The following is a 25,586-nucleotide window of genomic DNA, read 5'->3' as shown; positions in this document are numbered from 1 at the left end:
ACTGCGCCTTTACCCACGGATTTCTACCTTTATATAAGTTGATCAAGAAAATCCGGGGATAACAGCGATCGGAAGGTTGTTCTGTCATCGAAGTGGCAAGTGTAAATAATCTGTAGTTCAACTTATATAGATAACAGGAGGCTACGTGATATGAAAACAGTATTGTATGTTCCACTGGATGATCGTCCAGCGAATCTGGATGATGTGATTGTGCAAGGGAAAGCAGCCGGTATCCATATCGTTACACCGAACCTGAGTGATATTAAGAATCGTCTGGACTCGGAGAAAACCGTAGATGGCACAACGCTGCTCGGCACCTCCACGCCGGTTTATGGCAAACCGTCCAAGATTCACGACTTTATTCTGAAACATGCTGCCAAGGTCGACGGATTCATTATCTCATCCGATATGCTCGCTTATGGCGGACTAATTGGCAGTCGTCAGCTCCGCGAAGATGGGGGAGGCGCCTATCCAGAATACGATAATGAGACCACGCGTTTGCTGGATGTGATTCGCGTGATCAAGCAGAAATATCCACGCAAACCCGTATTCGTAATGGACACCATCATGCGTTTGGCTACAACCTCGTTTGCAGATGGCTTGGCGCTTGATGCCTATAATGAGTCTCGTGCATTGATGCAGCAGCCACGTCAGACATACACTGAGTTTGAGGATATTATCGAAGGTTATAACCTGTCCCCGGATGGAGTGGAATATGGGACAACGACCTATTTTGATAAAGAACAGTATTACAATACAAGACAGCATAAATTCAAAACAGATCTGTACATTTTGGATCAACTGGCTCGCACAGGTTATATCGATTTCCTTGCAGTTGGAGTCGACGATGCCAACACGCAGGGTGTTCAGATCAATGAAATCAAATATGTAGAAGCGCGGATCAATGAATGGCTGGGTGGAACCAATGGGCAAAATCCGGATCGTGCTATCGTCTTACCTGATGCGGATGGTCTGGGGCACGCTTTGGTCGCTCGCATGGCAAACCAGTTGTTCCGAGGCGGGGCGAGGACACGTTACGCAGTGAAATATTTTGGTCCTCACGGCAATACCATCATTAACACGTATGAATACATGGATGTACACGAGAATGTGGTTCGTCATGTGGATATTGTAGGTGGTGTGCTTGTAGCGGATTCGGCATATCCTGAACCGGAGGTGGTGACGGATGTGGGTGCTGGCTTGGAAAATGAACAGCTAGTGGCTGTAGCAGCCGATCAAGTTGTCCCGTTTGACATGACCTCCGAACTGGATCGTATGACCAAGGGTCTTCCGGGAAATTCCGGAGAGAACACAGGCATCGACATTGAGATTATTGCCATTACGGCTCTGGATCAGGTGCAGGCTGCGTTGGAGCAATTGACGCTGAATAGTGAGCAAGGTCTGCCTTCGGTGTTGATTGATTTTGTGGGTAAAGGACCAGCGAATGTCGATGTTGCTGAAGCGTTGCTAAACAGTCCATATACCGGACGGGTTCTGGGATACAGTGCCTGGAATACACCGGGCAACAAGATCGGTATTGCTGTAGGTATGGGGCAGTCGAGGTACGCGTTGATTACAACAGAGAAGCATGAGCATAAGTTGCGAGATGCGATGAACGCGCATGGCTCGTTGTTGTTTAAGCGTTTCCTGAAGGATTACTACTACAAAGCGGTAGCGATTGCGGACATCCGCACGTATTCCCGAGCCCATGCGCTGTATACCAACGTGGCTACCCTTTCGGATCAAAATATGTTGCTGTTCAACTCAGAGGAAGACTATGCCCATTTGCAAACATTGCTCCGTGACTTGATGCAAACTTACACAACGGCACTCGGGAATAAGACAGCCTTCCAGACAGGCAATGTGGCGATTAAGCAGATCTGTAATGACGAATTGTCCTATGCGACGTATGGCAGTGCGCTGCTGGAATATGCGAATCCCGATTTCATCTGGGGCCGTGCATTTGAGATTACGTTGAACCCGCAGGTTACGCTGAACTAAACTGTTATCTCACCATGGGCTCCTCATGTTTAGGGTAATCACTGGTATGACTGTACTGCTTAATCTCGCCGTTGTTATAAATGATATATTGATACTTCGCTTCGAGTTCATCCGCGAATGTTACTGAGGCACCGTAAGGTGCTTCAGAACTTTTTGAGGAGTAAGTACCTTGTACTTCGATAAGCTGTTCGGGTGAGTAACCTTTCTGTTCAATCAGGTAAGTGGTTACCTGTTGTTCAGCATCATTTTTCTTGAGCGGATTACCAAGCAGTCCGAAGTAAGCCAAGCAGGATATCCCGAGTATAAATGCTAAGATGACAAGTGAAGTGATCTTGAATGTTTTACTCATAGGTATTTCTCCTTCTTTTACGTAAGAGACAATGAATTTGATAATAAAATATTAATATATTTGGATAAATTTATCAATTATTTGATCTTAAAGCTTACTTAGGTATTCTTTAAAATGATGATTCCAGAATCGTCTTTTTTCCACCCGAACGTCTCCCTTAATCGCACCGAAGTCGTACGGAACACCATCCGCGCTAGGGATGAAAAGGTGTAAGATTGTATTATCGGATCAATAACAAGGGACGCACCGAAAGCACATACGCTAATGTACAGACCGGCCAGGTGGCCGGTCTTTTTGATGCGGTGAATGTAGTCCCGTTACTGGTTCGATAGCAATACAGACTCTGAGTTAAAAGGGGGAGTCTACTGCTGCTGCATTGTCGCTGCACGGTGTGGGCAGATCTCAAACTTGCAGCTAAAGGGGGCGAAATGAATGTGTCTATGAGAAATGAGATTAGCACTGCCATGAGCACCAGTAAAATGAGTAAGCTCATTAAAAAAACGCTGAAACAGAAGCTTGCGGTACTTGTTCCAGATTGGAACGGTCGTGTGCTGGATGTACCTGCGTCAAGCGAAATGTTGGCCGGGCCTTGTGCAGTCGTTGCGTTTGCCGAAGAAGTGCCGAAGTCTGCCTGGGCGGGATATCGACGGATCATTAAAATTTCACCATACGTTCGTCCGGAAGATGGCGGCGCTGAACAAGTGGAAGCTTGGTCAGCCCATCTAATCGAGGGGTTGCACCAGGTAAGGCTGGTGGATGAAGCAGGTGGGGCATTCACCTGTATCTATCTGGGTTCTTCAGATAGCGATCGGGTGGATGCAGGGTCTGGAATGCTTACGCGCAGTCTACGGTTCGGAGTGTATGTTCCCGAAGACTCGGGAGCTGTCCTCGCTGAAACAGGCGACGCGTGGTTAGCTGCGCTTCAAGACTGGACACAGTCGGAACTTGGTTCGGGCTGGTCGGTATATGGGGATGTCTGGCCCGGTGGATACGATATGCCGTCTGTGTTATGGCGATTGGCCGGATGCAGCACGTCTGTCGCGGGCACTTCGGCATTGGAAGTTCGACAACAGTGGATTGGGCATGTGCTCACCGATCATCCAGTGCTAACACGCCATACCGTTACTCGGTTGGCCCGGCAACTTGCGGTACAATCTCGTCTTGCCGTCAGTGAAACGGGTAGCGAAGAGCACGAAGGTAATATGCGATATATCACAGTGGATGAAGTCACGGCAGATTTACAGGCAGATGCCTATCTGAACGGCCAGATTCGCCTGACGTTGCAACAGCGGATTCGTCGTCCGGGTACGAATGTACCTTTCATCCGTGAGATTCACCATAGCAAAGGTATGGAGTAAACGTTAGTCGAGAGGAACCTTCTATTAGAGGTTGTTCAAAAAGCCCGCTTTTGATTACAAAGGATGCCTAACGGCATCATCAGCATCGAATATGGAATTCAGCCGAAAAAGCATATGCTTACGATGATTGTTTCCTTCGGAAACATGTAGTTGCTCACGTAGTTTTCCCTACGCTCTGCTACTCCATTTCTAACTTCATCCCATCTTCTCGGTACTGAAAACCGATCTTTTTGAACATGCACTTTTAAGAGTGGTTCCAGATTATAGCTTTGAGATGATTGATATAGCTTCAACATTATAGCTTCAAATTCATAGGTTCATAGGATCGAAAATTCATAGGTCAAGTTTAAAGATCAATGTTCACAAATTTAGTAGTACATCAAATGAGGTGAGATGGCAATGGCAAGCTCAGTGAAAAAAAGCAAACAGACAGCCCCGCGGTATACAAGGGCAGAACTGATGAATCATGCAGAAGCCCTCTTTGCCGTTAAGGCAGAGGTGCTGTACGGTGCGCTGTACGAAGCAGCGCAAGAGACGTTTTCTATTGAAGAAACGCAAGAACGAATTAATCAATTTATGAAAGCGAAGGTGAAGGGATAATGGCAGGTGGAACTTGGGAGCAAACGAATCGTCCGGTCCTTCCGGGCTTATATATGAATTTTCAGGCGGCAGCATCCTCGGCCATTCAGGCAGGTACGCGGGGAACGATCGTTGTACCAATCAAGGCTAACTGGGGTCCGGTGGGGACTTTTGTTGAAGTAGGGAGCGAAGCGGCGATTGAACATATTTATGCGGCGAATGTGCTGGACAACGGTACGGCTTATACATCCTTGAAACTTGCCTTGTTGGGTGGTCCGAAGAAGTTACTCGCTTATCGGGTAGCAAGTGCTGCGGCCAAAGCAGCTACGCTTACTTTGAAGGACAGCAGTGATGCCAATGTGCTGCAACTGGATGCGAAGTATCCGGGAGATCGTGCAAATAGATTCTACGTCACCATCCAGCCAGGTGTGATTGATAATACGAAACATGAAGTTCGTCTTTTTGAAGGTAACCGGATGTTGTATGCGCTCCTGACAGCGGATATTACAGCAGCTTCTCTTTCCAAAGAGATTAATGCCGATGAACGAAATGTCTGGGTAACGGCGCAGGCGATTGGCGATGGTGCAGGTGTAGTTGCAACAATTGCGGGTGCGGCATTCAAAGGTGGCGTAAGTGGCAACGATGACCTGACCAATGCAGAATACATTGCTGTACAGGGTTCGCTGGAAGGGGAGCAATTCGACATCTTAGCTTTGGATCAGACGGCTGATGCACCTCTGCTTGCGAGTTTTGCGGCATGGGTGAAACGTGTACGTAGTGAAGGTAAACCGGTAATGGCCGTATTTGGCGGTTCCGTAGCAGATGACACTTCTGCTACAGCAGCACAAAAAGCAGCAGCACGCTCGCTTGCGCTGAACCATGAAGGTGTGATTAATGTCGGTACAGGCGTGCGTCTTGGAGATGCATTCTATAGCTCGGCAGAAACGTCTGCCTATGTTGCAGGACTGATCGCTGGACAACGCCTGAACCAATCCACAACTTATGCTGCTACTCCGTTCGATGATGTGACACGTCGCTGGACGCGTGCAGAACAGGAGCAGGCAGTACAGAATGGCGTATTTATTTTCTTCCATGATGGACGTCAGGTGAAAGCACTTCGTGGTGTAAACACACTGGTAACTCCCGCCGCTGGACAGAATAATGCGTGGAAAAAAATCCGTTCCATTCGTGTGTTGGACGCGATCAACACGGATTTGCAACGTTCCGCAGAAGATACGTACATCGGTAAAGTGAACAATACTGAAGAGGGTCGTCAGGCACTGATTAGTGCCATGAAGGCCTATTTGGCGTTGCTCGCACAGAGCAATGTAATTGAAGCGGACAGTTATGATGTCATTCTCGATCCGGCGTATTATGGTGCTGCACCAGTTCTCAAACCGGAAGCGGATCAAGTGTTCCTTCAATGGAATGTGAAGCTGACGGATGTAATGGAGCAGTTGTTTGGTACATTTTACGTGCAATAAGGTTGTGTGCGAGAAATTAACAGTTTTTTAGAATAATTACTATATGTTGAACTGATGGTTTACACGATCACAGTGATCGGAAGATTGTTCTGACTGCGGAGTTATACCGTGTAATATTTATTAGTTTAACGAACCCAAGGAGGAAAATATATGTTGGATGCGTCAAGAGTAATTCTCGGTACCCATGGTCAGCTGCATATCGATGGTATGTGGCAGACAAACATTAACAAGTTGGAGGCCGGCGTTGAGATTGAGAAGCGTGAGTTGAACCTGGTCGGTAACGACTGGAAAGTGCACAAAAATGGCGCAAAAAAAGGAACAGGCACGATGACGGGCTACAAAGTCACTTCGGATATGATCCAGCGCGGCTTCACCAAATTCGAGATTATTTCCAAGCTGAACGACCCTGAATCATATGGACACGAGAGTGTATTGCTGAGAGGTTGCATGGTGGACAAGATTCAGCTTGCCAACTGGACAGCGGGTGAGGAAGTACCGGAGGAAACGGGCTTTACGTTTGAAGGATTTGAGTTGCTGAATCCGATTGTGGCGAACTAAACTTTGAAATAGGCAAGTGATTGAGCTAGTTTGCTCAATCATGATTGCATAGTTACTTCATATCATATGGACACCAATGCAGGCCGAGATGATCTCGGTCTCTTTGTTGTCTCTACAGGCTTGGAAGCTGGCATAGATAAACCCATTTGTGAAATGAGAAGGAGATTAACCCCGATGAGTATGAATGAAAATATGTCCGAAGAACAGATTTTGGATCAGTTGTTTGAAGCAGCAGAACGTTTGCCAGAGGAGAATGTGCGCATTCAGCGTCTGGATCTGTTGTTGACCTTACGTGGACTGACGTCCTCCAAAGTGGATCACATTCGCGAACGCTGTACGATTCGTAAAACGACCAAAGGCCGCACCGAGGAAAAGGTGGATACTGAAACGTTTAACGCGCTGCTCATCTCTGAAGCAACGGTGAAATTGAAGGTCCGTAGCCTGGAATTGTCCGGCTGGGGGGATACCCGTATTACCGGCCGCATGAAGCTGTCTGGTGGAGAACAGGCGGTACGTCGTATGCTGCTCGCGGGTGAGTTGGATGCCGTAGGTGATAAAGTGCTGGAGCTGTCCGGCTTTGGTGTGGAGATTGAAGACCTAAAAAACTGATTCACTCCGGCGGGATGACCACGTTCCTGTATCACATGTGGGTGCGTCATCATCTCCGGCCCGGAGAGTTCTGGTCTTTGCCACGCGGGGAGCGTTCGTTGTTAATTGCGTTCTCGGAAGAGGAAATGTCAGCGATAACCTCGCAAATGAATCGATAACGATATAGGGTAGGAGGTGAAAAAATGGCAGAAATGATTGTAGGTCTATCTAAATCCAACACACAAATGAAGACAACACTTCGTTACCTCGATCAAATCCAGCGATCCACTGACCGATTAAACCGGGTTCGCTATCAGGGACTGATCAAAGTAAACAATGAGCTGAGAATGACTGGGCGCAGACTGGAAAGTATCTATAGTACCGCTGTACGCTTGAGTCGATTGAGAATCACACCAACGATTGGTCTTAATGATCAAGCTACTCCAGTACTCCATGGTTTGATTGGGAAAATGAAACAGATTCGTTCTAAGCTGTTGCACGCTACAGCCAAAGTACAGTTTAAAGTCAGACATCAAATCTCAGGAGTATCCGTTAATGTAAATTCTCAGCCACTGATGGATGCTTTAAATACGAATACGATATCAATTCTTAAGCTTAGTGCCAAACTGGATTCTCTTAATATTGCAGCAGGAGGAAAAGAGGAAAAACCGAAAACTTTTTTGCAGAAGATGAAAGGTATGTTTGATCGTGGGAAATCAATCTCATCTGGTGTGGGGAAAGTCTTTGATGCAAGAAATAGTGGGAAGAAGCTATGGAAAGAAATCACAACACCTGCCACACCGGGGAATAAATTGAAAAAGGCGTTCAAGGTTACAAAACGTGGGGCAAAGTTTGTGAATGATTTCTCGTCCGCAGGGTCCGATTTGATCGGTGGATTCGATGGATTGTGGGGCGATGTAAAAGGTCTCTTTGGTGGAGGTGGAAGCGGAAGTGGGGCAGGAGGCAGTGGTGGGTCTGGCATCATAAGCAAGCTTGGTGGCAACCTCGTTAAAGGAGCGGGAAAATTGTTCGCACCACTCCGTATGTATAACAATATTAAAGAACTTGCAAGCGCCCCACCTGAGGATCGTGCTCGTGCGGTGGGTTCGGTTGCTGGTAATGCAGTAGGAACAGCTATTGGTACCGTACTTGGCAGTGTAATTCCAATTCCGGTGGTTGGGAACATGCTGGGCGGTTCAATAGGCGGTTGGCTGGGTGAAAAGGCAGGCGGTTGGCTGGGTGACAAGGTAGGTGGATTCCTAAAAAACAACGCGGAAGACATCTCAAAAGTAGCAAAATTTGCTTCTGAGGGAGCGAGTTACGTGGCGGAGAAAACGACGAATTTGTTCAATGGGGTTGCAGGTTTTTTTGGTTTCGGTTCTAAAAAGGAAGAGCAGACCGCCCCAGCCGCAGCGGTCATAACGTCACCCTCAACACCTGTAGCAACGCAGACACCACCCCCTCCACCGATAGCACCTCAGATGCCGCCTCCATACAGGCCGGCAGTTCTATCGATCACCGGTCCAGAAGCCTACATGAACAATCGATTTGGTTCACCGACGGCTGCGGGTCTTATGGGAACAAGTGTGATGCAATCCCAAGCGGTAGCAATGAATAACGCGGGTCAACCCAATGAGAAAGCTTCGCCGCTCACAGTGCGTATTTCCGAAGAACAGATGAGCAGTCTGGCAGGTTACCTTAAGGATTTCAAAACGGAAACGACGAACCAGATTGCTGTGAATATTGCACCGGGTACGGTACAAGTGACCGTTCGGGAGAACGCTATTGATTATGACGCAGTTTCTCATCAGGTGGGGCAACGTATCTCTGATGAGTTCCGCCGCGCGATGCAAAATCGCAAAACAATTATGGCCTAAGCAGAAAGGAGGCCGCAGATATGTCTGTACTTAAAGATGAAGTAGGTCCTAACAAAATGGCATTTACGCTGAAGGATGGCGGCACTTCATTTCAATTCCCGGTGAACCCGGAAGAGGTGAGTATTTCCAGGTCCAAAGGGTATGAAACGATTAATATGCTGGAGCATGGCGAGTTTGATTTTACGCAGGGGGAGAAGGTGAAGGAGATCACCTTCTCTTCTTTTTTTCCCAAAGAGTATGATGCCTTCTACTGCATGTACAAAGAAAATTTGCCTGATCCGCGTGTGGCGATGAATGTCCTGAACACGTTTCTGGTATCGAAAAAGCCGCTGCGTTTCATCATTTCAGAGACGGGCGTGAACGTGCCTGTTTTTATTGTTTCGCTTAATTCGAGCTTTCGTGGGGGGGAGACAGGGGATATTTATTTCGACCTGACCCTACGCACATGGCGGGATTCCAAGGTGGAAAAGGTGGGCTCTGCGGCATCCGGGAGCAAGTCAGGTTCTCGTACCGATTTGAAAAAAACCAGCAAGACCTACACTGTCAAATCTGGTGACTCCCTGTCCAAAATAGCAAAGCTGGAGCTGGGCAGCAGTTCCAAATGGAACGAGATCTACAAGCTTAACGCAAAGATCATCGGGAGTGATCCAAACCGGATCAAGCCCGGACAAAAGCTGGTGATGCCATGACCTACAAGGTCATTGTCGACGACAAATATGACATCACCAAGCTGGTGGAGACGATTACACTGAAGGACTCGCTCGACCAGATTGCTTATCAGGCCAACATCCGGCTGGCGGTGTCTGCGTCTTCCGGTCTGCCTTCGATCTCACCGGGTATGGCGGTGCGGATTAGCGGGGTTCCTTTTGGCGAAAAATCCATGGTTCACTTGCTGCATCCTGCAGTGATCTGGGAGGTGGAAAGCTCGAACAGCGGCACCAAGCGGCTGTCTCTCACGGTTTACGACCGTATGATTTATCTGGAAAAATCGGAGGATGAGTTCCTGTTGCCGAAGGATCAGACGGCTACACAGCGACTTAAAACCTACGCCAAAGAGTGGAAGATTCCGTACGCTACGCTGCCGGAAACCAAGACAAAGCTGGGCAAAGCGGTGTATCGGTCACAGACGATCTTTTCGATGATGTTTGCCGATCTGAAGGAAACGGCCAAGTCCGGCGGGGACATGTACCATCCACGGATGACGCCCGGTGGGTTGCAGCTCTTCCAGGTCGGAAGTAATGCGAAGGTGTATGAACTTGATCGACTGATTGATCTGACCCAGATGCGTACGCTCGAAGGGGCGGTTACCAAAGTTAAAGTGATGGCAGCGTCGGAGTCTGGCAGTGGTAAAGAAGTTCCTTCCAAAGTGTTGGCGATTGAGCAGAATGGTGTGGAAGAACTGGGCACATTGCAAAAGCTGGTAGAGGACGATCAGGTGAAATCGACAACTGCCGCGAAAAAACTGGCGAAAAGTCATCTGACGGGTATTCAGGAGACCTTTACGATATCCGCACCGGATGCGAATACGATTCGCGCCGGGGATGCAGTGTTGTTAAAAGGACTGAAGCTGATCGTGATGTCGGTCAGCCGTGATCTGTCAGCTGGACCGGGCACGATGACGCTGGAGCTGGGTACGGTAGAACTGGTAAAAAGGAGGTATTACCTTGAATAAGGAAGATCCCTATGGGCATTTTGCCGATGTGATGCGGGGGGCGATGAACACTCATTCCCGTCAGGCCGTTAGCGGTCTGGGTGCGGTGCTGGGTACAATCACGGCGTCCGGTGTGAAGCTGGACGACTTCAAGCACGAAGTGCATGACTATCTCGTGGCCGAGCTGCCGGGCACGCTTGGACTGCCGGAGCGCGAGGCGGTTGGCGCGATCTCCGGTATATCTGACGTGGCAAACGGCGGAACGACGGGCACGGGACGGTTTCTTTTGCAAGAACAGGAAGTGGAAGAAGCGGTGTGGTCTCTTGGTAAAGGATTAAAAGCGGGAGATCGCGTGCTGGCGATGCGGGTGAATGGCGGTAACGACATTGTGGTGCTGTGTAAGGTGGTGAGTGCGCATGCCTAGTTTGTTCCCGGAAACGGGTGTGGTCTGGGGAGATGAGGAGGATCTGACGGGGGCGGCTTCGGAAGAGGTGCGCTTTGGGCGGAGCTGGCGTTTCGACTATGATACAGGGGACTTTATGCTGACCCCAAGTGGCAAAGTGGCTGCGGCGAGTGGGCATGAAGCTTGGGTGCAATGGTGCATCAAGGCCGTGAAAACGCCAAGGTATAGACATGTGATTTACTCCCGGAACTATGGCTCGGAGCTGGAAGAACTGGTGGGTCAGGGTGACAGTCGGGGTGTGATGGAAAGTGAGATTACCCGGATGGTGACGGAGACGTTGCTGGCTGATCCACGCACGGATTCGGTAGACCAGTTCACGTTTGATTGGAATCGGGAACAGTGCATGTTCTCGTGCCGGGTGGCGAGTGTGCAGGAAGAGATGTTTATTCTGGAAAGTGAGGTGATCTGACGGGATGGCTGAGATTCCGCGTTATTTGGAGGACCAGACGGAGGAAAAGATTATGCAGCGTATGCTGGATCGTCTGCCTGCAGATCTGGATAAATCGGAGGGTTCGTTCCTGTGGGATGCGGAAGCTCCGGTAGCGTTTATGCTGTCTGAGGCGGCGTTGTGGGCGCAGGAATTACTACGGCGGGGGTTTGCAAGTACGGCTGCGAGCAGTGATCCGAATTTTCGTTCGGAAGAGCTGGATCTGCGGGCGGGAGAGCACGGCATCACACGGCGAGCTGCGGTAGTTGCACAAGGTTCGGTTAGATTCGTGGGTACGCCGGGCAAGGTGATTCCTGCGGGTACGGTTGTGGCTACGCTCGCGGATGAAGTATCTGCTGAAGCTTCGCTCGAATATGAGACGGTGGGACGTTTGGAACTGGATGCAGAGGGCTCCGGGGTGGTTGGCGTGCGTGCGCTTGTTGCCGGAAAAGATAGCAATGTGCCTGCGGACACCGTAACTGTGCTGTCTACACCTGTAAGTGGCGTGACTTCTGTCACGAACGTTGAGGTGATCAAAGGCGGTGCAGATAATGAGGCAGATATGGCATTGCTGGAACGTTTTTATGCCAAAGTCCGCAACCAAGGGACAAGCGGCAACAAAGCACAATATGTGCAATGGGCCAGTGAAGTGCCCGGTGTTGGTGCAACGCGGGTTATCCCGTTGTGGCAAGGCCCAGGTACGGTGGGATTGTATCTGCTGGACACGGACAAACGCGCTGCGGGCACCGATCTGGTAGCGGCGGTGCAGAAGTACGTAGATCCAACGCAGGATGGACAGGGTGAAGGCGTTGCACCGGCGGGGCCAGTGGTGTCCGTGATGCCAGCCGTGGAAGTGCCGATGAACATTCAGGTGAAGCTGACGCTGGCAAGTGATGCGACACTCGCTGATGTACGGGCATTGATCGAACGCGGGGTGACAGCGTATCTGAAACAGTTGGCTTTTGCCGATCCACTCGTTCGTTACACTCGCATTGCTGCGATCCTGCTGGACATTCCGCCCATTATCGACTATTCGGAGCTTACCGTGAACGGTGTGAGCGACCAGAATATTGAGATAACCGCGAGTCAGGTGGCGGTTCTGGGGACGGTGGATGTGCATGAGTAGTGTTGGGCAGATGGTGGACGAGGAAGTAGTTTTGGAGTGCGGAGACCAAGGAAGATTGGGAGAAGTACGCCGATCTGGGTTGGAGCTGGTGAGCGAGAAACTCCATGTTGATGTGCAAGGAAGGGAGGGGACAGGGCATGAGTGCTCCTTCTATTGTAGATGTTGGACTGACGAGTGAGAAAGGGCGGGAGCTGTTCTCGTATTTGCCCAGGTATTATGAGACTTCACGAGTTATGCAGGCCGATATGCAGGCCAAAGGCATCGAGATGGATCTGCTGTATCAGGCGCTGGATGAGACATTGGAGCAGTTTTTTGTCCGTACAGCGACGTGGGGGCTGGACTTCTGGGAAGAAGAGCTTGGCATTGAGACAGATCGTCTCAAACCTGTGGAACAGAGGCGTGCCGTAGTGGAATCGAAGCTGCGTGGTGCCGGAAAGTTTTCGGGGAGACAAGTTCTGAATGTGGCTGAGGCATATGCCGGGGGAAAAGTGGATGTAACATTTCAGCCGGAAGTGTGGAGTTTTACGGTGAGCTTTGTGGATACGATGGGCATCCCGCCCAATATCGACGATCTCAAACGTGCGATTGAAGAGTTGAAACCGGCCCATATGGCCGTGGAATATGAATATCGCTATCTGGTCTGGGATGACCTGGACAAGAGACAAAAAACGTGGGATGAACTGGATGCCGCGTCCCTGACGTGGAATGAACTGGAGGTGTGGGCGTAATGCCACAAGAAACAGAGAGACTGAAGTTACCCCTTCCCTTGGGGAACGAGAATGTGACCCGGGAGAGTATTAATGGGATTTTTGAGAAGATTGATGCAGGAGTTGCGACGCAGGCGGATTTGGATACGCTCCGTGAAGCGGTGAGTCAGATGGATATTCCTGATGCGTCTTTGACGCAGAAGGGGAAGGTGCAGTTGTCTAGTAAGATGGACGGTACGTCCGAGACGGTGGCGGCGACGGAGAAGGGGGTGAGGGATGCGAGGCTTGCGGCTGAGACGAATGCGAAGAATTATGCAGACACGAGTTTTCGCAAACCATCGGAAATAGTCAGCTCCAACTTAATAAAAAATTCATCTGGAATGTTAAACCTTGATTACTGGAAGAATTCAGGTCAGGCTACCTTTCTAAGATTCCAGAATCAAACCGTAGGAGCATTTTTTGCAGTTAATTCATCTGTGTCTCCTACAAACTATGGTGTGCTTGATAATGAGCCTGTCGGAGTTTCGCCGGGAGGCAGGTATTTGTTACAAGCTGTCTTCCACACTGCTGAAACTTATTACAATTCTGCTGTGCTGATTGAGGTGAAAAACGCTTCCGACAATATGACAATTAACAGTTTAGTAGCTGACAATCAAAGATGGTGGCACAGGAAGGCACAAGTTATTACTATTCCAACGGGCGTAACAGCAGTATACCTAAGATTAGTTGTTAATAATGTTCCTGTCGGCACTCATGGATTTGCTCGGATTAAATTCTGTGAAACAATGGACGATGCTGGCAAGGATATGCCTTACTCTGTGGAAATGGATACTCGTGCATTGTATGAGGGAATTGACTCGGTAAAGCAATCTGGCGTTGATGCAAAGAACGGTATTGTGGGTGCCATTAACGCCAAAGGTGGAAGTGCATCCACAATTGATACATGGGCGCAATTAGCTACGAAGATAAAGGCAATAAAGTCAGACTTCTCACTGATATCAGGTAAAGTGTCCGCAGCGGAGGGGAGAATTGACATCCCGGGATATAAACCACAGGTGTTTATACTTCATCCAATCGCATCTCGCAATGCTCAAATCTGGTATGATTCTCTGCAAAACCAGAGTACAGCTTGGATATACTCTTCTGGCCCTTTAGTTGCAATTCGCCAATCTGACACGAATAATACAACAAAAAATCTTGGTATTAGGGACTATGTTACTTTTGGAAATTACTACATGTCTACAGGTGCAGAATTTAAGACTTTAGTTTTCGGAGAAAATTATGTTGAATTCAAAATATCATCTTCAGGCGATGGATATATTCCTCAAGAGAAGATTGATTACACGATACTAGCCACACCTCTGTAAGTATTACTTAAATCATCATAAGGTAAATAATTGTTAAAAATAGGTTTTAATTCAAATAAAATGATAAGATAACATTTTATTATCATTAGAAATAATGGAATTATCCAAAGGAGGTGAACCATGACCACAACCCAACTTACCAACTCCATCGCGGCAACACTGTCACATCACCTCCCTAATATCCCCATCCATCCTGCCACCGGAGCCGATAACACAGACACTCAAGGTCTAACCTACCGTCTACTCGCTGCGAAACTTACTCGTGAACGGAGTGATCGGTTCGTGCAATCTCACATCTACGAGATTGGGTGGCTGGATGGGAGCAACATTCCGGAAGACTTACCGGATAAGCTTTTTGAAGCACTGGAGACGATTGAAGTGGAAGGTACGCCCTATCGAGCAACGGAGCTGCGATGGAAAGCGTGGGGAGAGACACCCAAACTATGGGTGTATTACACGATGCGAACCACCAAAGTGTCGGAGTCCTCCGACACAATGCAACAGCTGGAGCAGCGACCAACTGCTTTGAAATCAACATAGCAGGATGAACCCATTTAAGGAGGACCATCATGAAAGGAATAGGAGGCGCGCTCGCGATGTTCACCAAGAAAGAAGCAGATCGAAAGAACTATGAAGTAGAACAGCAGCATAACGATACCAGATATAACAAAGCACAGTTCGCCGAAGCCCGGCTGTTCAGCCGGATCGAGAAAGATATTTTGGCAGCGGTTCTGCTGGAACAAGAAACATACACCTTACGAGAAGCACAGCAACACATCCAACAATTTATGAATGGGGAGGCACAATAATGGCTGGAGGAACATGGACGACACAAAACAAGGTACGCCCCGGCGTATATATGAATTTTGCATCAGAGGGCTCATTGCCGGGTACGGTAGGGGAGCGGGGAACGGTGGCATTGGCCCTTCCATTGTCATGGGGTCAAGCTGGCACAATCCTGACGGTACAAGCAGGTGAAGATGTACAAGCCAAGTTGGGCTATGACTGGACAGCACCGCAACTGTTGTTGATTCGTGAAGCTTTGAAACGTGCACAAACATTGCTTCTGTATCGACTAAATGCAGGTACCAAAGCCAAGGCAACCTTGGATAAACTGACAGTCACAGCCCAACACGGTGGTGTGCGTGGTAATGACCTGGCAGTTGTAATCTCCGCGAATATCAACGAACCGGAACAATTGGATGTCTTCACTTTGCTTGCGGGTAAAGAAGTGGACAAACAAACCGCGTCCACCATCGAAGCTCTGGGATCCAACACATACGTCACATTTACTGGTGAAGGTGCACTCACAGCTACAGCGTCACTTCCACTAACAGGTGGATTGGATGGTACAGCAACCAACCAGGAACATGCCGATTTCCTGACCAAGCTGGAAGTACTGGATTTTAACACGGTCGGTCTGATTTCAGACGATGCCACACTCAAGTCAGTCTACACAGCCTACATCAAGCGCTTGCGTGATACCGAGGGCAAGAAAGTGCAACTCGTTCTGTCCGATTATCCGGCTGCAGATCATGAAGGTATCATCAGTGTCAAAAATGGTGTTGTGCTCGCAGATGGCACCGTCCTTACGCCGAAACAAACAGTAGCATGGACTGCCGGTGCAACAGCGGGTGCTAACCTGAATGAATCCCTGACGTTCCGTGCGTATGACGATGCCGTGGATGTGAACGGACGACTGACACATACCGAGACAGAAGCAGCATTGCGTAATGGCGAGTTTGTGTTTACGGCTAGCAGCAACCGCGCAGTGGTAGAGCAGGATGTGAATACATTCCGTTCCGTAACACCGGATAAGGCACGTCATTTTGCCAAAAACCGTGTGGTGCGTGTACTCGATGGCATCGCTAACGATATGAAACGGATTTTCGAATCCTACTATATCGGCAAAGTGAACAACAACGAAGATGGGCGCAGCCTGTTCCGTTCCCAATGTGTTACCTACCTGAAGCAGCTTCAGGATATTGGGGCAATTCAAAATTTTGATTCCAAAACAGATATCACTGTTGCTCCGGGCAATGAAACCGATAGTATTCTGATCGAGATTCAGGTCCAACCTGTGGATTCCGTTGAAAAAGTATATATGAAAGTGAAGGTGGTTTAAGATGGCATTTTTGAAAGCAAGCGACACGATTTCCGGCCAGGAAGGCCGCGCATATGCAACAATTAACGGACAGACGGAAGAAATGTTCTATGTGAAGACGCTGGAAGCAACAGTGGAGAAACAAAAAGCAGAGGTCAAAACGTTGGGCCGTCGCGGCGTACAGCACAAAGCAACCGGTTGGTCCGGTTCGGGTTCCATGACGATCTTTTATACCACTTCCCGTTTCCGCGAGCTGATGCTCCAGTACATGCAGAATGGTGTGGACACGTACTTCGACATTGAAGTGACCAACGAAGATCCTTCTTCTACGATTGGCAAACAGACCGTGACCCTCAAAGGCGTCAACCTCGACAGTGTGATCATGGCATCTCTGGATACCGAGGCCGAGGCGTTGGAGGAAGAAGTGAGCTTTACCTTTGAAGATGTCGATATGCCTGTATCGTTCAATCTGCCGAAGTAATGTAGCGTGAAAGCATAATGATTTGAGATTTATAAAGAGTATAAATTAGCAGCGGGTTTGTAAAAGAAACCTGTTCAACTTGCCTGTGTTACGGGCTATTTGGCTTGTCAAAATTCTGCTCTTCGCCGCTTTTTGCGGCGGGGAGCCTAACTTTAGAGGAGGAACAGCACATGAGTGGATTGAGTATGTTTTTGCCCAAAATGCAGCAACGGATACAACGGAGGAGTTTATCGTATCCCCCGATTTAAAGATGAGAAAGGCGAGCCCGTTGCCTGGAAACTGCGCAGCATGACCGAGGACGAAAACCAGGAATGCCGCAAGGCAGCAACCCGCAAAATCAAGGGTAAGAACGGTGTCTACACACCCGACATCGATGCGAATGATTACATGGCTCGTCTGATGAGCGCAAGTGTAGTATTTCCCGATTTGAAAAACGCAGAACTCCAGCGTTCATATGGCGTGATGGGGGCGGAATCGCTTTTGCGGAAAATGCTGTTGCCTGGGGAATTTGCTTCGCTCGGTGAACAGGTTCAGAAGCTGAACGGCTTCAATCAGGACATGAACGAACTGGTGGATGACGTAAAAAACTAATTAAAGAGGGCGATTCCGAAGCCAATCTGGCTTATTACGCTCTCCATGAATTAAACATTTTGCCGCATGAGCTTATGGCCTTCTCCATGCGAGAACGAGCAGCGATCTATGCGATGATCTCCATCCGGGTAGAGGAAGAGAAGAAAGAACGGTCCAAGAGCCGTGCCCGGAAGAAATAAAAAGGAAAGGAGGGAGAAATGAATGTATGCCATGTTTGCAAGACTGTACCTTACTTCAACACGTATAGTAACGCAATTTCAACAATTACCTGCTGCTATAAGTGCCATGTTTAATTCTGCTCGATTGAATAGTATCGCAATGGCATCCAAACTGTTACAAGGGGTATCCGAGGAACAAGCCAAAGTAAACGCAGCTTTTGCAGAAGGTGCCCAGCGCGTGCGATCCTGGATCAGCATGATCAAGTCAGCAGGACAAGCGGTTCTTGTTCCAGCAGCACAAGAAGAGGATCTGAAGCATCGCTATATGGCTGCTACTGGTGATGATGCTCAGGGGGAGACGATCTTTAATCGCTACCGCGGGGAAGCTTTCAAGAGCGGACAGAATGTTACAGACGCTTTGAAAGGTGCGCTATCGTTCATCCCGTATGCACAGAATACGGACCAAGTTGATCAACTGAGGGATATGGCTAAGCGGTTGAGCATGTTATCTCCAGATGGCAAAAACATGTCGGATGCATCCAGTGCTTTGGTTGCTGCCATGAACGGAGACAACGGTGAACTTGCCAATTCTTTTAACATTCCTTCTGAAGCACTTAGCGGAGCAGGTCTGCAACAAACCATCGATTCATCCAATCTGGATGGGTTTATCCAAAAGTTGGATGTCATTTTACAAAAGCAAGGCTATACCCAACAGGCTTTTGACACCATGCTGGATTCACCGTTGCAGAAGTGGAATGCACTGGTGAATCAGTTTAATGGGGTTCTCGGCCAGATTGGACAGGTAGCTCTTGTTGCCTTGACGCCTTTATTAGATCGATTAAATGAGGCTTTTGCCAATGGTGAATTCACTGGCATTATTGAATGGATTAGTAATGCATTTACGGTTGCAGCTAACGCGCTGACGATGTTGGTAGACGGGATTTTGTATATCGCGAGTGTGATCCAACAAAACTGGGATATTATTCAGCCGATCCTTATGGCGCTTGCGCTTGTGGCTCTGGCTTTGGTCATTATCCAAGTTTACAGTCTGGTTGCAGCCTGGTTATTGCTGAATTGGCCTATTCTGCTCGTCATTGCTGCCATCGCAGCTGTTATCGGTATTTTAAGCATGATGGGAATATCGGGAACTGAGATTTTGGGAGCAATTATCGGTACATTTATGCTGCTTGGAGAGATGGTAAGGGTTGTGATTGCCACGATGTGGAATCGATTTGCTATATTCGCAGAGTTCATAGCCAATGTCTTCAAAGACCCATTCTATGCATTCCAAAAATTGCTTTACGATTTGGGAATGTTCGGGATGCAGATATTTTACAATCTTATTGTAGGAATTGAGGACTTTCTGGGCAAAGCGATGGGGGCAATTGGGAAGGTAGCTTCCTTTATTAATGATATCTTTGGTACAAATTTAGCTGTCATGTCCGAAGCGGATATCAACATTGCTAGTAAAAACGTCAAGGGTTGGATGGATACATTGAAATCATTTGAGCCACAGAGTGACAAAGATGTATTCCACATGAATCGAATGGACGGAGAATTCGATCCAAAGGTTTCTGACAAGGGACAAGATGCAGCAAAAAAACTATTATCAAAAATACCTTCTCTGCCTGATCCAAATTCCAAAGAAACAAAATTACCCGGAAACTTCGGCGGCTCAACTCCAAAAACACCTTCCATGCCATCGATGCCAACTGCACCTGCTCCCACCGTTGTTCCCAACAACAATATGAGTAACATCAACAAAATTAATAATATCGGACAGGTGGACAAGATCGGTGACGTGGATGGCACAGTGAATGTAACCAGCGAGGACTTGAAACTGATGCGTGAGCTTGCAGAGATGCAGGCTATTCAGCGATTTGTCAGTCTGACGCCAACTGTTCAGGTCACCACGGGTGATATCAACAGCGGACATGACGTGGACAGTATCATCAGCAAAATCACCGATGGACTGAACAGTCAGATCGTCTCCAGTGCCCAGGGGGTGTATGGATAAATGGAATATTATATTCAACTGAGTTTCAATAATCGCTCCGAATATATGTTTTTCCCGGTGACACCAGAGAGCATTGAGTTTTCGGATTCGGGAGACGGCAGTACATTTAACGTTAGTGCTTTGGGTGAAATTAACGTGATCAAATCGCCGAAGCTGCGTGAAGTCAGTTTCAGCGGGATTTTTCCGGCAGACTACAGCCCTTATCATCTGAACTACGATGCAAGACATCCGGCAATTCAGAAGCAGTTTTACCGTGATCCCTATGAATATGTGAAAAAGGTCATCCGCTGGATGCAGACGGGTAGACCCGTCAGACTGTTCTTTTCCAGTGCAAGGTACACCATTAATATGGCGGTTTCCATTGAGAGCTTCGACTGGAAGGAGACTGCGGGTACGGTGGGGGATATCCAGTATGATATCAAGCTGAAGCAGTTCATTTTCTATGCCGCCAAAAAAGTAGTGCCACTCAAGGACAGCAAGGATACGGCTGCTTCGAAAACAAAAACCAAAGCCTCCCGGCCCAATGAAAAAATCCAGCCCAAGACCGTCACACTCAAAGCCGGAGACTCCTTGTGGTCTGTAGCGAAAGCCCATTTGGGAGATGGATCTCGCTGGAAAGAGTTGCAAAAGCTGAATGGCATCAAAGATGCACAACTGAAGAAGCTGCCGATTGGACTTGTGATCAAGCTTCCGTGAAAGGAGAGGGAATATGCAAGAGCAGATCAGGCTGGATGATAAGCTGGCAAACATGAAGGAACGGTTATTACTGGATGACAAGCAGGGCAACATCTGGGACATTAGCGAAATTGCCGGTGATATTACGTACAAAACCTCCCGCATCGGCAAACCCTCCTCTCTGGAATTCACGTTGATTAAGGGCAGTCTGTACCAGAATAAGAAATTCACCTATGAGAATGGATATGTCGTGAAATATATCAGCAACGAGGTAGGCATTTTTTATGGATATATCTTCTCGGTGGATAGCGGCAAGGACGAAAGTGTCAAAATCAAAGCCTACGACCAGACTCGTTATCTAACCGCGAATCAGACGTATAAGTTCGTTAATGCGACTGCTGCGGATGTAATTAAACGAATTGCAAAGGATTTTCTGCTGAAGACTGGTGATCTGATTCAGCCGAAATATGTTATTCCGCGTATGTTATTCGATAACAAAAAGCTGATTGACATGATCTGTGAGGCGTTGGACCGAACGCTGATCTATGGTGGTAAAAACTATATCTTCTACGATGATTTCGGCAAGCTTGTGCTTCGGGATGTGGAAGAGATGCCTTACGGCTTTGTCATTGGGGATAACAGTCTGCTCACGGATTACAGTTATACAAGGTCGATTGACGACCAGACATATAACAAGATCAAGCTATATCGGGATAACAAGGATACGGGAAAAAGAGAAACATTTGTTCATCAGGATTCAGGCAGCATCCGTCAATGGGGGCTGCTTTTTTTGTACCAAAAAGCGGATGATGGCCTGAACGAAGGCCAGATTGATGAAATGCTCAAGACCCTGATGACCCTCCGTAACCGCGAGACGCAGACGATGAAAGTGGACGCGCTTGGCGATTTCAAGGTAAGGGCAGGCAGTTTTGTCAACATCCAGATCAATGAACTGAAGATTAATCAATATTTTCTGGTAGACGAATGTACGCATAAGGTACAGGGGGGCGTGCATACGATGTCGCTGGATTTGAAGGTGGTGTAACGATAAATGATGTTGGACGTGATTAAAAAGGCGGCGGTGGCCGCTGTAGATGCCAAGTCTCCCGTTCAGGTAATGTATGGGAGCGTGACAAACACCCAGCCTCTGGAGATTACCGTTGAACAACGGCTGGCATTGGCTGAGCCTTTTCTGGTACTGCCGGAATCCGTAGTGAACAAAACTTGGACCGTGGGGGACCATGTCTTGTTATTGCGTGTTCAAGGTGGAGACAGCTTTGTCGTGTTGGATCGGCTGGTGAATCCATGATTCCACAGGGTGCGCAGATTAGCGCAGAAGATCAGGAAGAAGCTGCTGTGCTTCCAAGTCTGACGTATGTGTTTCAAGCTTCGGGACAGCGAATTGGAAGGCTGCAACTGGATGGAAAAGATGCGGTAAAACAGGCGGTGTATAAAGCGTTGTCCACACGCCGCTACGAACATCTAATCTATTCTTCGGATTACGGCATGGAATGGTCCTGGGAAGGAATGGCCGGGAGATCCATGGTTGAATCGGAACTGGAACGCTGGATTCGCGAAGCGTTGCTTCCAGATGATCGCATTTCGGATGTAACCGAGTTCGATTTTCTCCACGAGGCCGATGGAGTAAGGGTTTCTTTTACCGTGGAAACAGATTTTGGCAGCTTCAGGGAAGAGACGGAGGTGAACATGGATGTATGAAGAGCAGACGTTTGAAGTTATTTTAAACCGAATGCTGGATAGGGTACCGGATGGTGTGGATAAACGTGAAGGCAGCATTATCTATGATGCGCTTGCGCCAGCGGCAGTGGAAATGGCTCAGATGTATATCGAGCTGGATGTGAACGCCAATCTGAAGTTTGCGGATACAGCTTCTGGAGAGTATCTGGATCGCGCGGTGGCTTGGTCTGGCATTAGTCGGAAAGCGGCCACGAAGGCACGTTGGGTTGGTAGTTTTCGGAATAACGAAGGTAAGCCTGTTGAGGTTCCTTTGGAGAGTCGTTTTTCCACGGGGGATCGGGTGTATGTTGTTGTGGAGCGCGTCGCGGCAGGGCGATATGTGTTGGAATGTGAAGTCGCGGGAGCGGGAGGTAATGAATATACGGGGGCGCTACTGCCCATCGATTATATTGCTGGCTTGACGACGGCTGAATTGACACAGTTGCTGGTTCCTGGCGAAGACGAGGAAACGGATCAGGCTTTGTATGACCGATATCAGGATAAAGTTTCCCGTCCGGTTACGAGTGCCAACAAATATCAGTATGAGTTATGGGCACGGGAAAACTCCGGTGTGGGCAAAGCAAAGGCTTTTCCACTGTGGGATGGTCCAGGTACAGTCAAAGTGGCATTGCTGAATAATGAAATGCAAACACCTGCTGAGGCGGTCATTGAGGCGGTGCAGGAGTATATCGATCCAACCCAGGATGGAATGGGCGAAGGTGCAGCTCCAATCGGACCTGTGGTCACGGTGGTGGGGGCGGAAGAAATACCCATCGATGTGGAGGTACAGGTTACGCTTGCTTCTGGTTCAACGTACGAGGGAGTGAAGACACTGATTGAAACGGGAGTTACGGCGTATTTGAAAGAACTGGCTTTTGCCGATCCGTTAGTTCGTTGGACACGTATTGCCAATGTCATTCTGGATATCCCGCCTGTGATCGATTATAGCGATCTGCTGGTGAATGGTGGTATGTCTAATCTGGAGATCGCACCAGGCGCAGTAGCCGTTCTTGGGACGGTGAAGGTGACATGAGTAAAGCAGAGGTATTAATGACTCTTTTGCCCCCGTTGTATGAAAATGTGCTGGAGATGCAGCTTCTTACAGAGACCGAAGGTGTAGAGCTGGACAAGCTTACGGTGGGTTTGGAAAGTGTGCTGGATCAATTCTACCCGGAGTCTGCGACCTGGGCATTGGAACGTTATGAGAGGGATTTGCAGATTTCTACGAATCAAGCCAAGCCGGATGATCAGCGGAGATCTGTAATCATTTCCAAAATGCGCGGAAGTGGTAAGGTTTCCGGTTCGATGCTCAAGAACGTGGCGCAGGCCTACGAAAGTGGCGGGATTGATGTATCTGTGTCACCTGAGGAATACTTGATCCGAATCCGCTTCATCGACACATGGGGCTTACCGCCCAATCTGGACGATCTGAAGGCAGCGATTGAGGATATCAAACCAGCACATATGACCGTGGAGTACCGTCTGCGGTATTTGACGATTGCGGAGGTTGAAAGCATGACGCTGGATGAGATTGAACAGACCCGGCAGGATAAATTTGCAGGAGGTGGAGCATAGATGAATGAACCGAAAACACCAAATTTGGGGTTGAATAAGATTGACCGTTCCTTGCCATCGACGACCTATTTTGATCTGGATAAATATTTGGATCAGAACTGGGAGAAGATTGATGAAGGTGTTGCAACAAAGGAAGATTTAGAGGAACTTCGTGAGGCCTTGGGGGAGATAGATGTTCCCGATGCGTCTTTGACGCAGAAGGGTATAGTGCAACTGTCTAGTAGAACTGACGGTACCTCTGAGACGGTGGCGGCAACTGAGAAGGCGATTAATGAAGTGTTAGCAACTGCTAACTCATCAAGCCTACCACGTACAGGAGGTGCTCTGACGGGACCACTACGTATTAGTAGTTGGGGTGAAATCAGCGCCAGCAGCGGCGGGTATGTGTTGTATGGTCATAACTGTTATCTGGATGCGGCTGGTGTCGTGTATCGTTACCGAAACACCCATACAAACATGGGCGCTCGCGGCATCGTATTTCGACTCGGTGCTGGCCTTCAAGGCGCGTGGATGTTTGATGTGGGATCGATCACTACGACAGCAGGTGAGGTTTTTACGCCAACGCTTAAGCGGATATTAAATACAGATGATTACGATGTATTGAACACGAATTTTGAACAATCAGACCTATGGGGGGCGTTATAGATGGCAGTAACTCCAAAAAGATTTGCCAAAGGGGTAGGTTCAACAGCCCTTACAACTGTGTATACCGTTCCAGCCAATACAACTGCAATACTCAAAGCAATCACGCTTTGCAATATAGCAAGCAGCCTATCAGTTGACTTTTCAATGATCATTGGAGGAACAAAGATTATCAACAGTCACAAAATAAAAGAATTCGATACAATTACAATTCCTTTCTTGGACCAAATTCTTTTGGCAGGAGAAACTATTCAAATTCAAAGCGCCTCTGGTGGCGCGGTGTCGTATATCATCAGCGGCAAAGAGGTGACGTAATGCTAGGGATAGATAGCTACTCATTGGATAATTACGCGATTGATGGCTCAAATTACAAACCCGGTTTAAAATTTTATAATGCCTCAGTGTGGCATACAGGTGGCACCGTTTCAAATATCCCGTTCAAACCACTTGCAGTCATAATGCATATAAATGATGTCAGTTCCGATTCACAGGGTGGATCAACAGTTAACGTCAGAACGAGCGGAACAATCGGAGCGTACTTAAAAGAAGATGGGACTGTAAATATTATGAGTGGTCCAATCGGGACGGGTTATTACGGTACTTCAAGAGCGTTCATGCAAAACGTAGTGTTTAGTGAAAGTTCTATCACATTCACAATTGGTTATCTCGGTTCTCCTTCTATTTCAGGAAACCTTAATTGCATCATCCTTGGGTAATAGAGAGAGGAAGAGGCTGGGGGAAAGGTTGTGACGTTGTGAGAGGGGTGAAATGACTCAAGTGAATTTGCAAGACACAGCACGTCCGAAAACGGAGCGTGTTTTTATTTTTCCCTTTGGAGTGGTCAGGGCGCTTTACTATATTAAAGGGGGCGAGGCCATGTTTAACCGAGGGGGCTTTTAACCGCCAATTATCCTTATTCGCCTTCCATTTGAGGAATTTTGATAGATGAGTAGCTGGTGTAGTGCCGCAACGATGGAGATGATAGATTCGGTGATTTTGGATGTGGCGTGGTTACTAAATTGGAATTCATTGAAGATTTATAAAATGGGTAATATATCCAAATTAAGCGGA

29 protein-coding genes and 1 pseudogene are annotated in these 25,586 nt (G+C 48.1%); 29 read left to right on the top strand and 1 reads right to left on the bottom strand.

Annotated features, from left to right (window positions below; translation table 11 throughout):
- The first annotated feature begins 150 nt into the window (after positions 1 to 150).
- Positions 151 to 2,001 carry a DUF4127 family protein gene (locus D829_RS0117325; protein WP_017690180.1) on the top strand — a complete coding sequence of 617 codons (1,851 nt, stop codon included), beginning with the start codon at positions 151 to 153 and terminating at the stop codon, positions 1,999 to 2,001.
- 4 nt (positions 2,002 to 2,005) lie between these two features.
- Here the strand turns inward: D829_RS0117325 and D829_RS0117320 are convergent, their stop codons facing one another.
- The gene (locus D829_RS0117320; RefSeq protein WP_017690179.1) at positions 2,006 to 2,350 is read right to left on the bottom strand and encodes a DUF3139 domain-containing protein; all 345 of its coding nucleotides are present in this window, start codon (positions 2,348 to 2,350) and stop codon (positions 2,006 to 2,008) included.
- Positions 2,351 to 2,784: 434 nt separating this feature from the next.
- Here D829_RS0117320 and D829_RS31310 point away from each other — a divergent pair, with 434 nt between their 5' ends.
- The 28 genes and pseudogenes from D829_RS31310 to D829_RS0117175 all read left to right on the top strand — a co-directional run bounded on the left by D829_RS31310 (position 2,785) and on the right by D829_RS0117175 (position 25,231).
- The gene (locus D829_RS31310) at positions 2,785 to 3,708 is read left to right on the top strand and encodes a hypothetical protein (RefSeq protein ID WP_152417065.1); all 924 of its coding nucleotides are present in this window, start codon (positions 2,785 to 2,787) and stop codon (positions 3,706 to 3,708) included.
- 399 nt (positions 3,709 to 4,107) lie between these two features.
- Positions 4,108 to 4,308, top strand: a complete 201-nt coding sequence (locus D829_RS0117305) for a hypothetical protein (RefSeq protein WP_017690177.1) — start codon at positions 4,108 to 4,110, stop codon at positions 4,306 to 4,308.
- Positions 4,308 to 5,771 carry a phage tail sheath subtilisin-like domain-containing protein gene (locus tag D829_RS0117300; RefSeq protein WP_017690176.1) on the top strand — a complete coding sequence of 488 codons (1,464 nt, stop codon included), beginning with the start codon at positions 4,308 to 4,310 and terminating at the stop codon, positions 5,769 to 5,771. Before D829_RS0117305 ends, D829_RS0117300 begins: the two co-directional genes overlap by 1 nt.
- A 150-nt stretch (positions 5,772 to 5,921) precedes the next feature.
- Positions 5,922 to 6,329 (top strand): phage tail tube protein, encoded by a 408-nt coding sequence (locus D829_RS0117295; protein ID WP_017690175.1) that lies wholly within the window; start codon positions 5,922 to 5,924, stop codon positions 6,327 to 6,329.
- 174 nt (positions 6,330 to 6,503) lie between these two features.
- Positions 6,504 to 6,938 carry a hypothetical protein gene (locus D829_RS0117290; RefSeq protein ID WP_017690174.1) on the top strand — a complete coding sequence of 145 codons (435 nt, stop codon included), beginning with the start codon at positions 6,504 to 6,506 and terminating at the stop codon, positions 6,936 to 6,938.
- 182 nt (positions 6,939 to 7,120) lie between these two features.
- Entirely contained in the window at positions 7,121 to 8,794 is a 1,674-nt protein-coding gene (locus tag D829_RS0117285) for a hypothetical protein (protein ID WP_017690173.1), read from the top strand.
- Between the two features lie 56 nt (positions 8,795 to 8,850).
- Positions 8,851 to 9,483, top strand: a complete 633-nt coding sequence (locus D829_RS0117280; RefSeq protein ID WP_026081237.1) for a LysM peptidoglycan-binding domain-containing protein — start codon at positions 8,851 to 8,853, stop codon at positions 9,481 to 9,483.
- On the top strand, positions 9,480 to 10,466 hold the full coding sequence (locus D829_RS0117275) for a hypothetical protein (RefSeq protein WP_017690171.1): 987 nt from the start codon (positions 9,480 to 9,482) through the stop codon (positions 10,464 to 10,466). Before D829_RS0117280 ends, D829_RS0117275 begins: the two co-directional genes overlap by 4 nt.
- On the top strand, positions 10,459 to 10,869 hold the full coding sequence (locus tag D829_RS0117270; RefSeq protein WP_017690170.1) for a hypothetical protein: 411 nt from the start codon (positions 10,459 to 10,461) through the stop codon (positions 10,867 to 10,869). The genes D829_RS0117275 and D829_RS0117270 overlap by 8 nt, the downstream gene beginning before the upstream one ends.
- The gene (locus D829_RS0117265; protein WP_017690169.1) at positions 10,862 to 11,317 is read left to right on the top strand and encodes a DUF2634 domain-containing protein; all 456 of its coding nucleotides are present in this window, start codon (positions 10,862 to 10,864) and stop codon (positions 11,315 to 11,317) included. Before D829_RS0117270 ends, D829_RS0117265 begins: the two co-directional genes overlap by 8 nt.
- 4 nt (positions 11,318 to 11,321) lie before the next feature.
- Positions 11,322 to 12,461, top strand: coding sequence for a baseplate J/gp47 family protein (locus D829_RS0117260; RefSeq protein ID WP_017690168.1), 1,140 nt, complete (start codon positions 11,322 to 11,324; stop codon positions 12,459 to 12,461).
- A 137-nt stretch (positions 12,462 to 12,598) separates the two neighbouring features.
- A complete protein-coding gene (locus D829_RS0117255) occupies positions 12,599 to 13,189 on the top strand; it encodes a YmfQ family protein (RefSeq protein ID WP_017690167.1) in 591 nt (196 codons plus the stop codon).
- Positions 13,189 to 14,535 (top strand): phage tail protein, encoded by a 1,347-nt coding sequence (locus tag D829_RS33915; RefSeq protein WP_017690166.1) that lies wholly within the window; start codon positions 13,189 to 13,191, stop codon positions 14,533 to 14,535. The genes D829_RS0117255 and D829_RS33915 overlap by 1 nt, the downstream gene beginning before the upstream one ends.
- Positions 14,536 to 14,655: 120 nt before the next feature.
- Entirely contained in the window at positions 14,656 to 15,075 is a 420-nt protein-coding gene (locus tag D829_RS0117245; RefSeq protein WP_017690165.1) for a DUF6838 family protein, read from the top strand.
- A gap of 29 nt (positions 15,076 to 15,104) precedes the next feature.
- Positions 15,105 to 15,344, top strand: coding sequence for a hypothetical protein (locus tag D829_RS31305; protein WP_017690164.1), 240 nt, complete (start codon positions 15,105 to 15,107; stop codon positions 15,342 to 15,344).
- Complete coding sequence (locus D829_RS0117235; protein ID WP_017690163.1) at positions 15,344 to 16,660, top strand: phage tail sheath family protein; 1,317 nt, start codon at positions 15,344 to 15,346, stop codon at positions 16,658 to 16,660. Before D829_RS31305 ends, D829_RS0117235 begins: the two co-directional genes overlap by 1 nt.
- 1 nt (position 16,661) lies before the next feature.
- Positions 16,662 to 17,120: a phage tail tube protein gene (locus D829_RS0117230; protein WP_017690162.1), complete on the top strand. Its 459-nt coding sequence runs from the start codon at positions 16,662 to 16,664 to the stop codon at positions 17,118 to 17,120.
- Positions 17,121 to 17,298: 178 nt separating this feature from the next.
- Positions 17,299 to 17,711, top strand: a pseudogene (locus tag D829_RS31300) (phage portal protein).
- A gap of 201 nt (positions 17,712 to 17,912) precedes the next feature.
- Positions 17,913 to 19,886 (top strand): hypothetical protein, encoded by a 1,974-nt coding sequence (locus D829_RS0117220; RefSeq protein ID WP_017690159.1) that lies wholly within the window; start codon positions 17,913 to 17,915, stop codon positions 19,884 to 19,886.
- The gene (locus tag D829_RS0117215; protein ID WP_017690158.1) at positions 19,887 to 20,582 is read left to right on the top strand and encodes a LysM peptidoglycan-binding domain-containing protein; all 696 of its coding nucleotides are present in this window, start codon (positions 19,887 to 19,889) and stop codon (positions 20,580 to 20,582) included.
- A gap of 13 nt (positions 20,583 to 20,595) precedes the next feature.
- Complete coding sequence (locus D829_RS0117210; protein WP_017690157.1) at positions 20,596 to 21,606, top strand: hypothetical protein; 1,011 nt, start codon at positions 20,596 to 20,598, stop codon at positions 21,604 to 21,606.
- 6 nt (positions 21,607 to 21,612) lie between these two features.
- Positions 21,613 to 21,870: a DUF2577 family protein gene (locus tag D829_RS0117205; protein WP_017690156.1), complete on the top strand. Its 258-nt coding sequence runs from the start codon at positions 21,613 to 21,615 to the stop codon at positions 21,868 to 21,870.
- Complete coding sequence (locus tag D829_RS0117200) at positions 21,867 to 22,280, top strand: DUF2634 domain-containing protein (protein ID WP_017690155.1); 414 nt, start codon at positions 21,867 to 21,869, stop codon at positions 22,278 to 22,280. The genes D829_RS0117205 and D829_RS0117200 overlap by 4 nt, the downstream gene beginning before the upstream one ends.
- Positions 22,273 to 23,331, top strand: coding sequence for a baseplate J/gp47 family protein (locus D829_RS0117195; protein WP_017690154.1), 1,059 nt, complete (start codon positions 22,273 to 22,275; stop codon positions 23,329 to 23,331). Before D829_RS0117200 ends, D829_RS0117195 begins: the two co-directional genes overlap by 8 nt.
- Positions 23,328 to 23,873, top strand: coding sequence for a putative phage tail protein (locus D829_RS0117190; RefSeq protein ID WP_017690153.1), 546 nt, complete (start codon positions 23,328 to 23,330; stop codon positions 23,871 to 23,873). Before D829_RS0117195 ends, D829_RS0117190 begins: the two co-directional genes overlap by 4 nt.
- The gene (locus tag D829_RS0117185; RefSeq protein WP_017690152.1) at positions 23,874 to 24,518 is read left to right on the top strand and encodes a phage tail protein; all 645 of its coding nucleotides are present in this window, start codon (positions 23,874 to 23,876) and stop codon (positions 24,516 to 24,518) included. It abuts the gene before it with no gap.
- Positions 24,519 to 24,830, top strand: a complete 312-nt coding sequence (locus D829_RS0117180) for a hypothetical protein (protein WP_017690151.1) — start codon at positions 24,519 to 24,521, stop codon at positions 24,828 to 24,830.
- The gene (locus tag D829_RS0117175) at positions 24,830 to 25,231 is read left to right on the top strand and encodes a hypothetical protein (RefSeq protein ID WP_017690150.1); all 402 of its coding nucleotides are present in this window, start codon (positions 24,830 to 24,832) and stop codon (positions 25,229 to 25,231) included. Before D829_RS0117180 ends, D829_RS0117175 begins: the two co-directional genes overlap by 1 nt.
- Positions 25,232 to 25,586: the final 355 nt, after the last annotated feature.

The organism is Paenibacillus sp. PAMC 26794 (assembly GCF_000316035.1).
Taxonomy (GTDB): Bacteria; Bacillota; Bacilli; order Paenibacillales; family Paenibacillaceae; genus Paenibacillus.
The sequence above is the reverse complement of the archived record's forward strand: the minus strand, read 5'-3'. Positions and strand labels throughout refer to the sequence as shown.

What these genes read in the sequence shown, in the direction of transcription:
- D829_RS0117325 (WP_017690180.1), top strand. Translation starts at nt 151, where the DNA reads ATGAAAACAGTATTGTATGTTCCACTGGATGATCGTCCAGCGAATCTG.
- D829_RS0117320 (WP_017690179.1), bottom strand. Translation starts at nt 2,350, where the DNA reads ATGAGTAAAACATTCAAGATCACTTCACTTGTCATCTTAGCATTTATA.
- D829_RS0117305 (WP_017690177.1), top strand. Translation starts at nt 4,108, where the DNA reads ATGGCAAGCTCAGTGAAAAAAAGCAAACAGACAGCCCCGCGGTATACA.
- D829_RS0117300 (WP_017690176.1), top strand. Translation starts at nt 4,308, where the DNA reads ATGGCAGGTGGAACTTGGGAGCAAACGAATCGTCCGGTCCTTCCGGGC.
- D829_RS0117295 (WP_017690175.1), top strand. Translation starts at nt 5,922, where the DNA reads ATGTTGGATGCGTCAAGAGTAATTCTCGGTACCCATGGTCAGCTGCAT.
- D829_RS0117290 (WP_017690174.1), top strand. Translation starts at nt 6,504, where the DNA reads ATGAGTATGAATGAAAATATGTCCGAAGAACAGATTTTGGATCAGTTG.
- D829_RS0117285 (WP_017690173.1), top strand. Translation starts at nt 7,121, where the DNA reads ATGGCAGAAATGATTGTAGGTCTATCTAAATCCAACACACAAATGAAG.
- D829_RS0117280 (WP_026081237.1), top strand. Translation starts at nt 8,851, where the DNA reads ATGGCATTTACGCTGAAGGATGGCGGCACTTCATTTCAATTCCCGGTG.
- D829_RS0117275 (WP_017690171.1), top strand. Translation starts at nt 9,480, where the DNA reads ATGACCTACAAGGTCATTGTCGACGACAAATATGACATCACCAAGCTG.
- D829_RS0117265 (WP_017690169.1), top strand. Translation starts at nt 10,862, where the DNA reads ATGCCTAGTTTGTTCCCGGAAACGGGTGTGGTCTGGGGAGATGAGGAG.
- D829_RS0117260 (WP_017690168.1), top strand. Translation starts at nt 11,322, where the DNA reads ATGGCTGAGATTCCGCGTTATTTGGAGGACCAGACGGAGGAAAAGATT.
- D829_RS0117255 (WP_017690167.1), top strand. Translation starts at nt 12,599, where the DNA reads ATGAGTGCTCCTTCTATTGTAGATGTTGGACTGACGAGTGAGAAAGGG.
- D829_RS33915 (WP_017690166.1), top strand. Translation starts at nt 13,189, where the DNA reads ATGCCACAAGAAACAGAGAGACTGAAGTTACCCCTTCCCTTGGGGAAC.
- D829_RS0117245 (WP_017690165.1), top strand. Translation starts at nt 14,656, where the DNA reads ATGACCACAACCCAACTTACCAACTCCATCGCGGCAACACTGTCACAT.
- D829_RS31305 (WP_017690164.1), top strand. Translation starts at nt 15,105, where the DNA reads ATGAAAGGAATAGGAGGCGCGCTCGCGATGTTCACCAAGAAAGAAGCA.
- D829_RS0117235 (WP_017690163.1), top strand. Translation starts at nt 15,344, where the DNA reads ATGGCTGGAGGAACATGGACGACACAAAACAAGGTACGCCCCGGCGTA.
- D829_RS0117230 (WP_017690162.1), top strand. Translation starts at nt 16,662, where the DNA reads ATGGCATTTTTGAAAGCAAGCGACACGATTTCCGGCCAGGAAGGCCGC.
- D829_RS0117220 (WP_017690159.1), top strand. Translation starts at nt 17,913, where the DNA reads ATGTATGCCATGTTTGCAAGACTGTACCTTACTTCAACACGTATAGTA.
- D829_RS0117215 (WP_017690158.1), top strand. Translation starts at nt 19,887, where the DNA reads ATGGAATATTATATTCAACTGAGTTTCAATAATCGCTCCGAATATATG.
- D829_RS0117210 (WP_017690157.1), top strand. Translation starts at nt 20,596, where the DNA reads ATGCAAGAGCAGATCAGGCTGGATGATAAGCTGGCAAACATGAAGGAA.
- D829_RS0117205 (WP_017690156.1), top strand. Translation starts at nt 21,613, where the DNA reads ATGATGTTGGACGTGATTAAAAAGGCGGCGGTGGCCGCTGTAGATGCC.
- D829_RS0117200 (WP_017690155.1), top strand. Translation starts at nt 21,867, where the DNA reads ATGATTCCACAGGGTGCGCAGATTAGCGCAGAAGATCAGGAAGAAGCT.
- D829_RS0117195 (WP_017690154.1), top strand. Translation starts at nt 22,273, where the DNA reads ATGTATGAAGAGCAGACGTTTGAAGTTATTTTAAACCGAATGCTGGAT.
- D829_RS0117190 (WP_017690153.1), top strand. Translation starts at nt 23,328, where the DNA reads ATGAGTAAAGCAGAGGTATTAATGACTCTTTTGCCCCCGTTGTATGAA.
- D829_RS0117185 (WP_017690152.1), top strand. Translation starts at nt 23,874, where the DNA reads ATGAATGAACCGAAAACACCAAATTTGGGGTTGAATAAGATTGACCGT.
- D829_RS0117180 (WP_017690151.1), top strand. Translation starts at nt 24,519, where the DNA reads ATGGCAGTAACTCCAAAAAGATTTGCCAAAGGGGTAGGTTCAACAGCC.
- D829_RS0117175 (WP_017690150.1), top strand. Translation starts at nt 24,830, where the DNA reads ATGCTAGGGATAGATAGCTACTCATTGGATAATTACGCGATTGATGGC.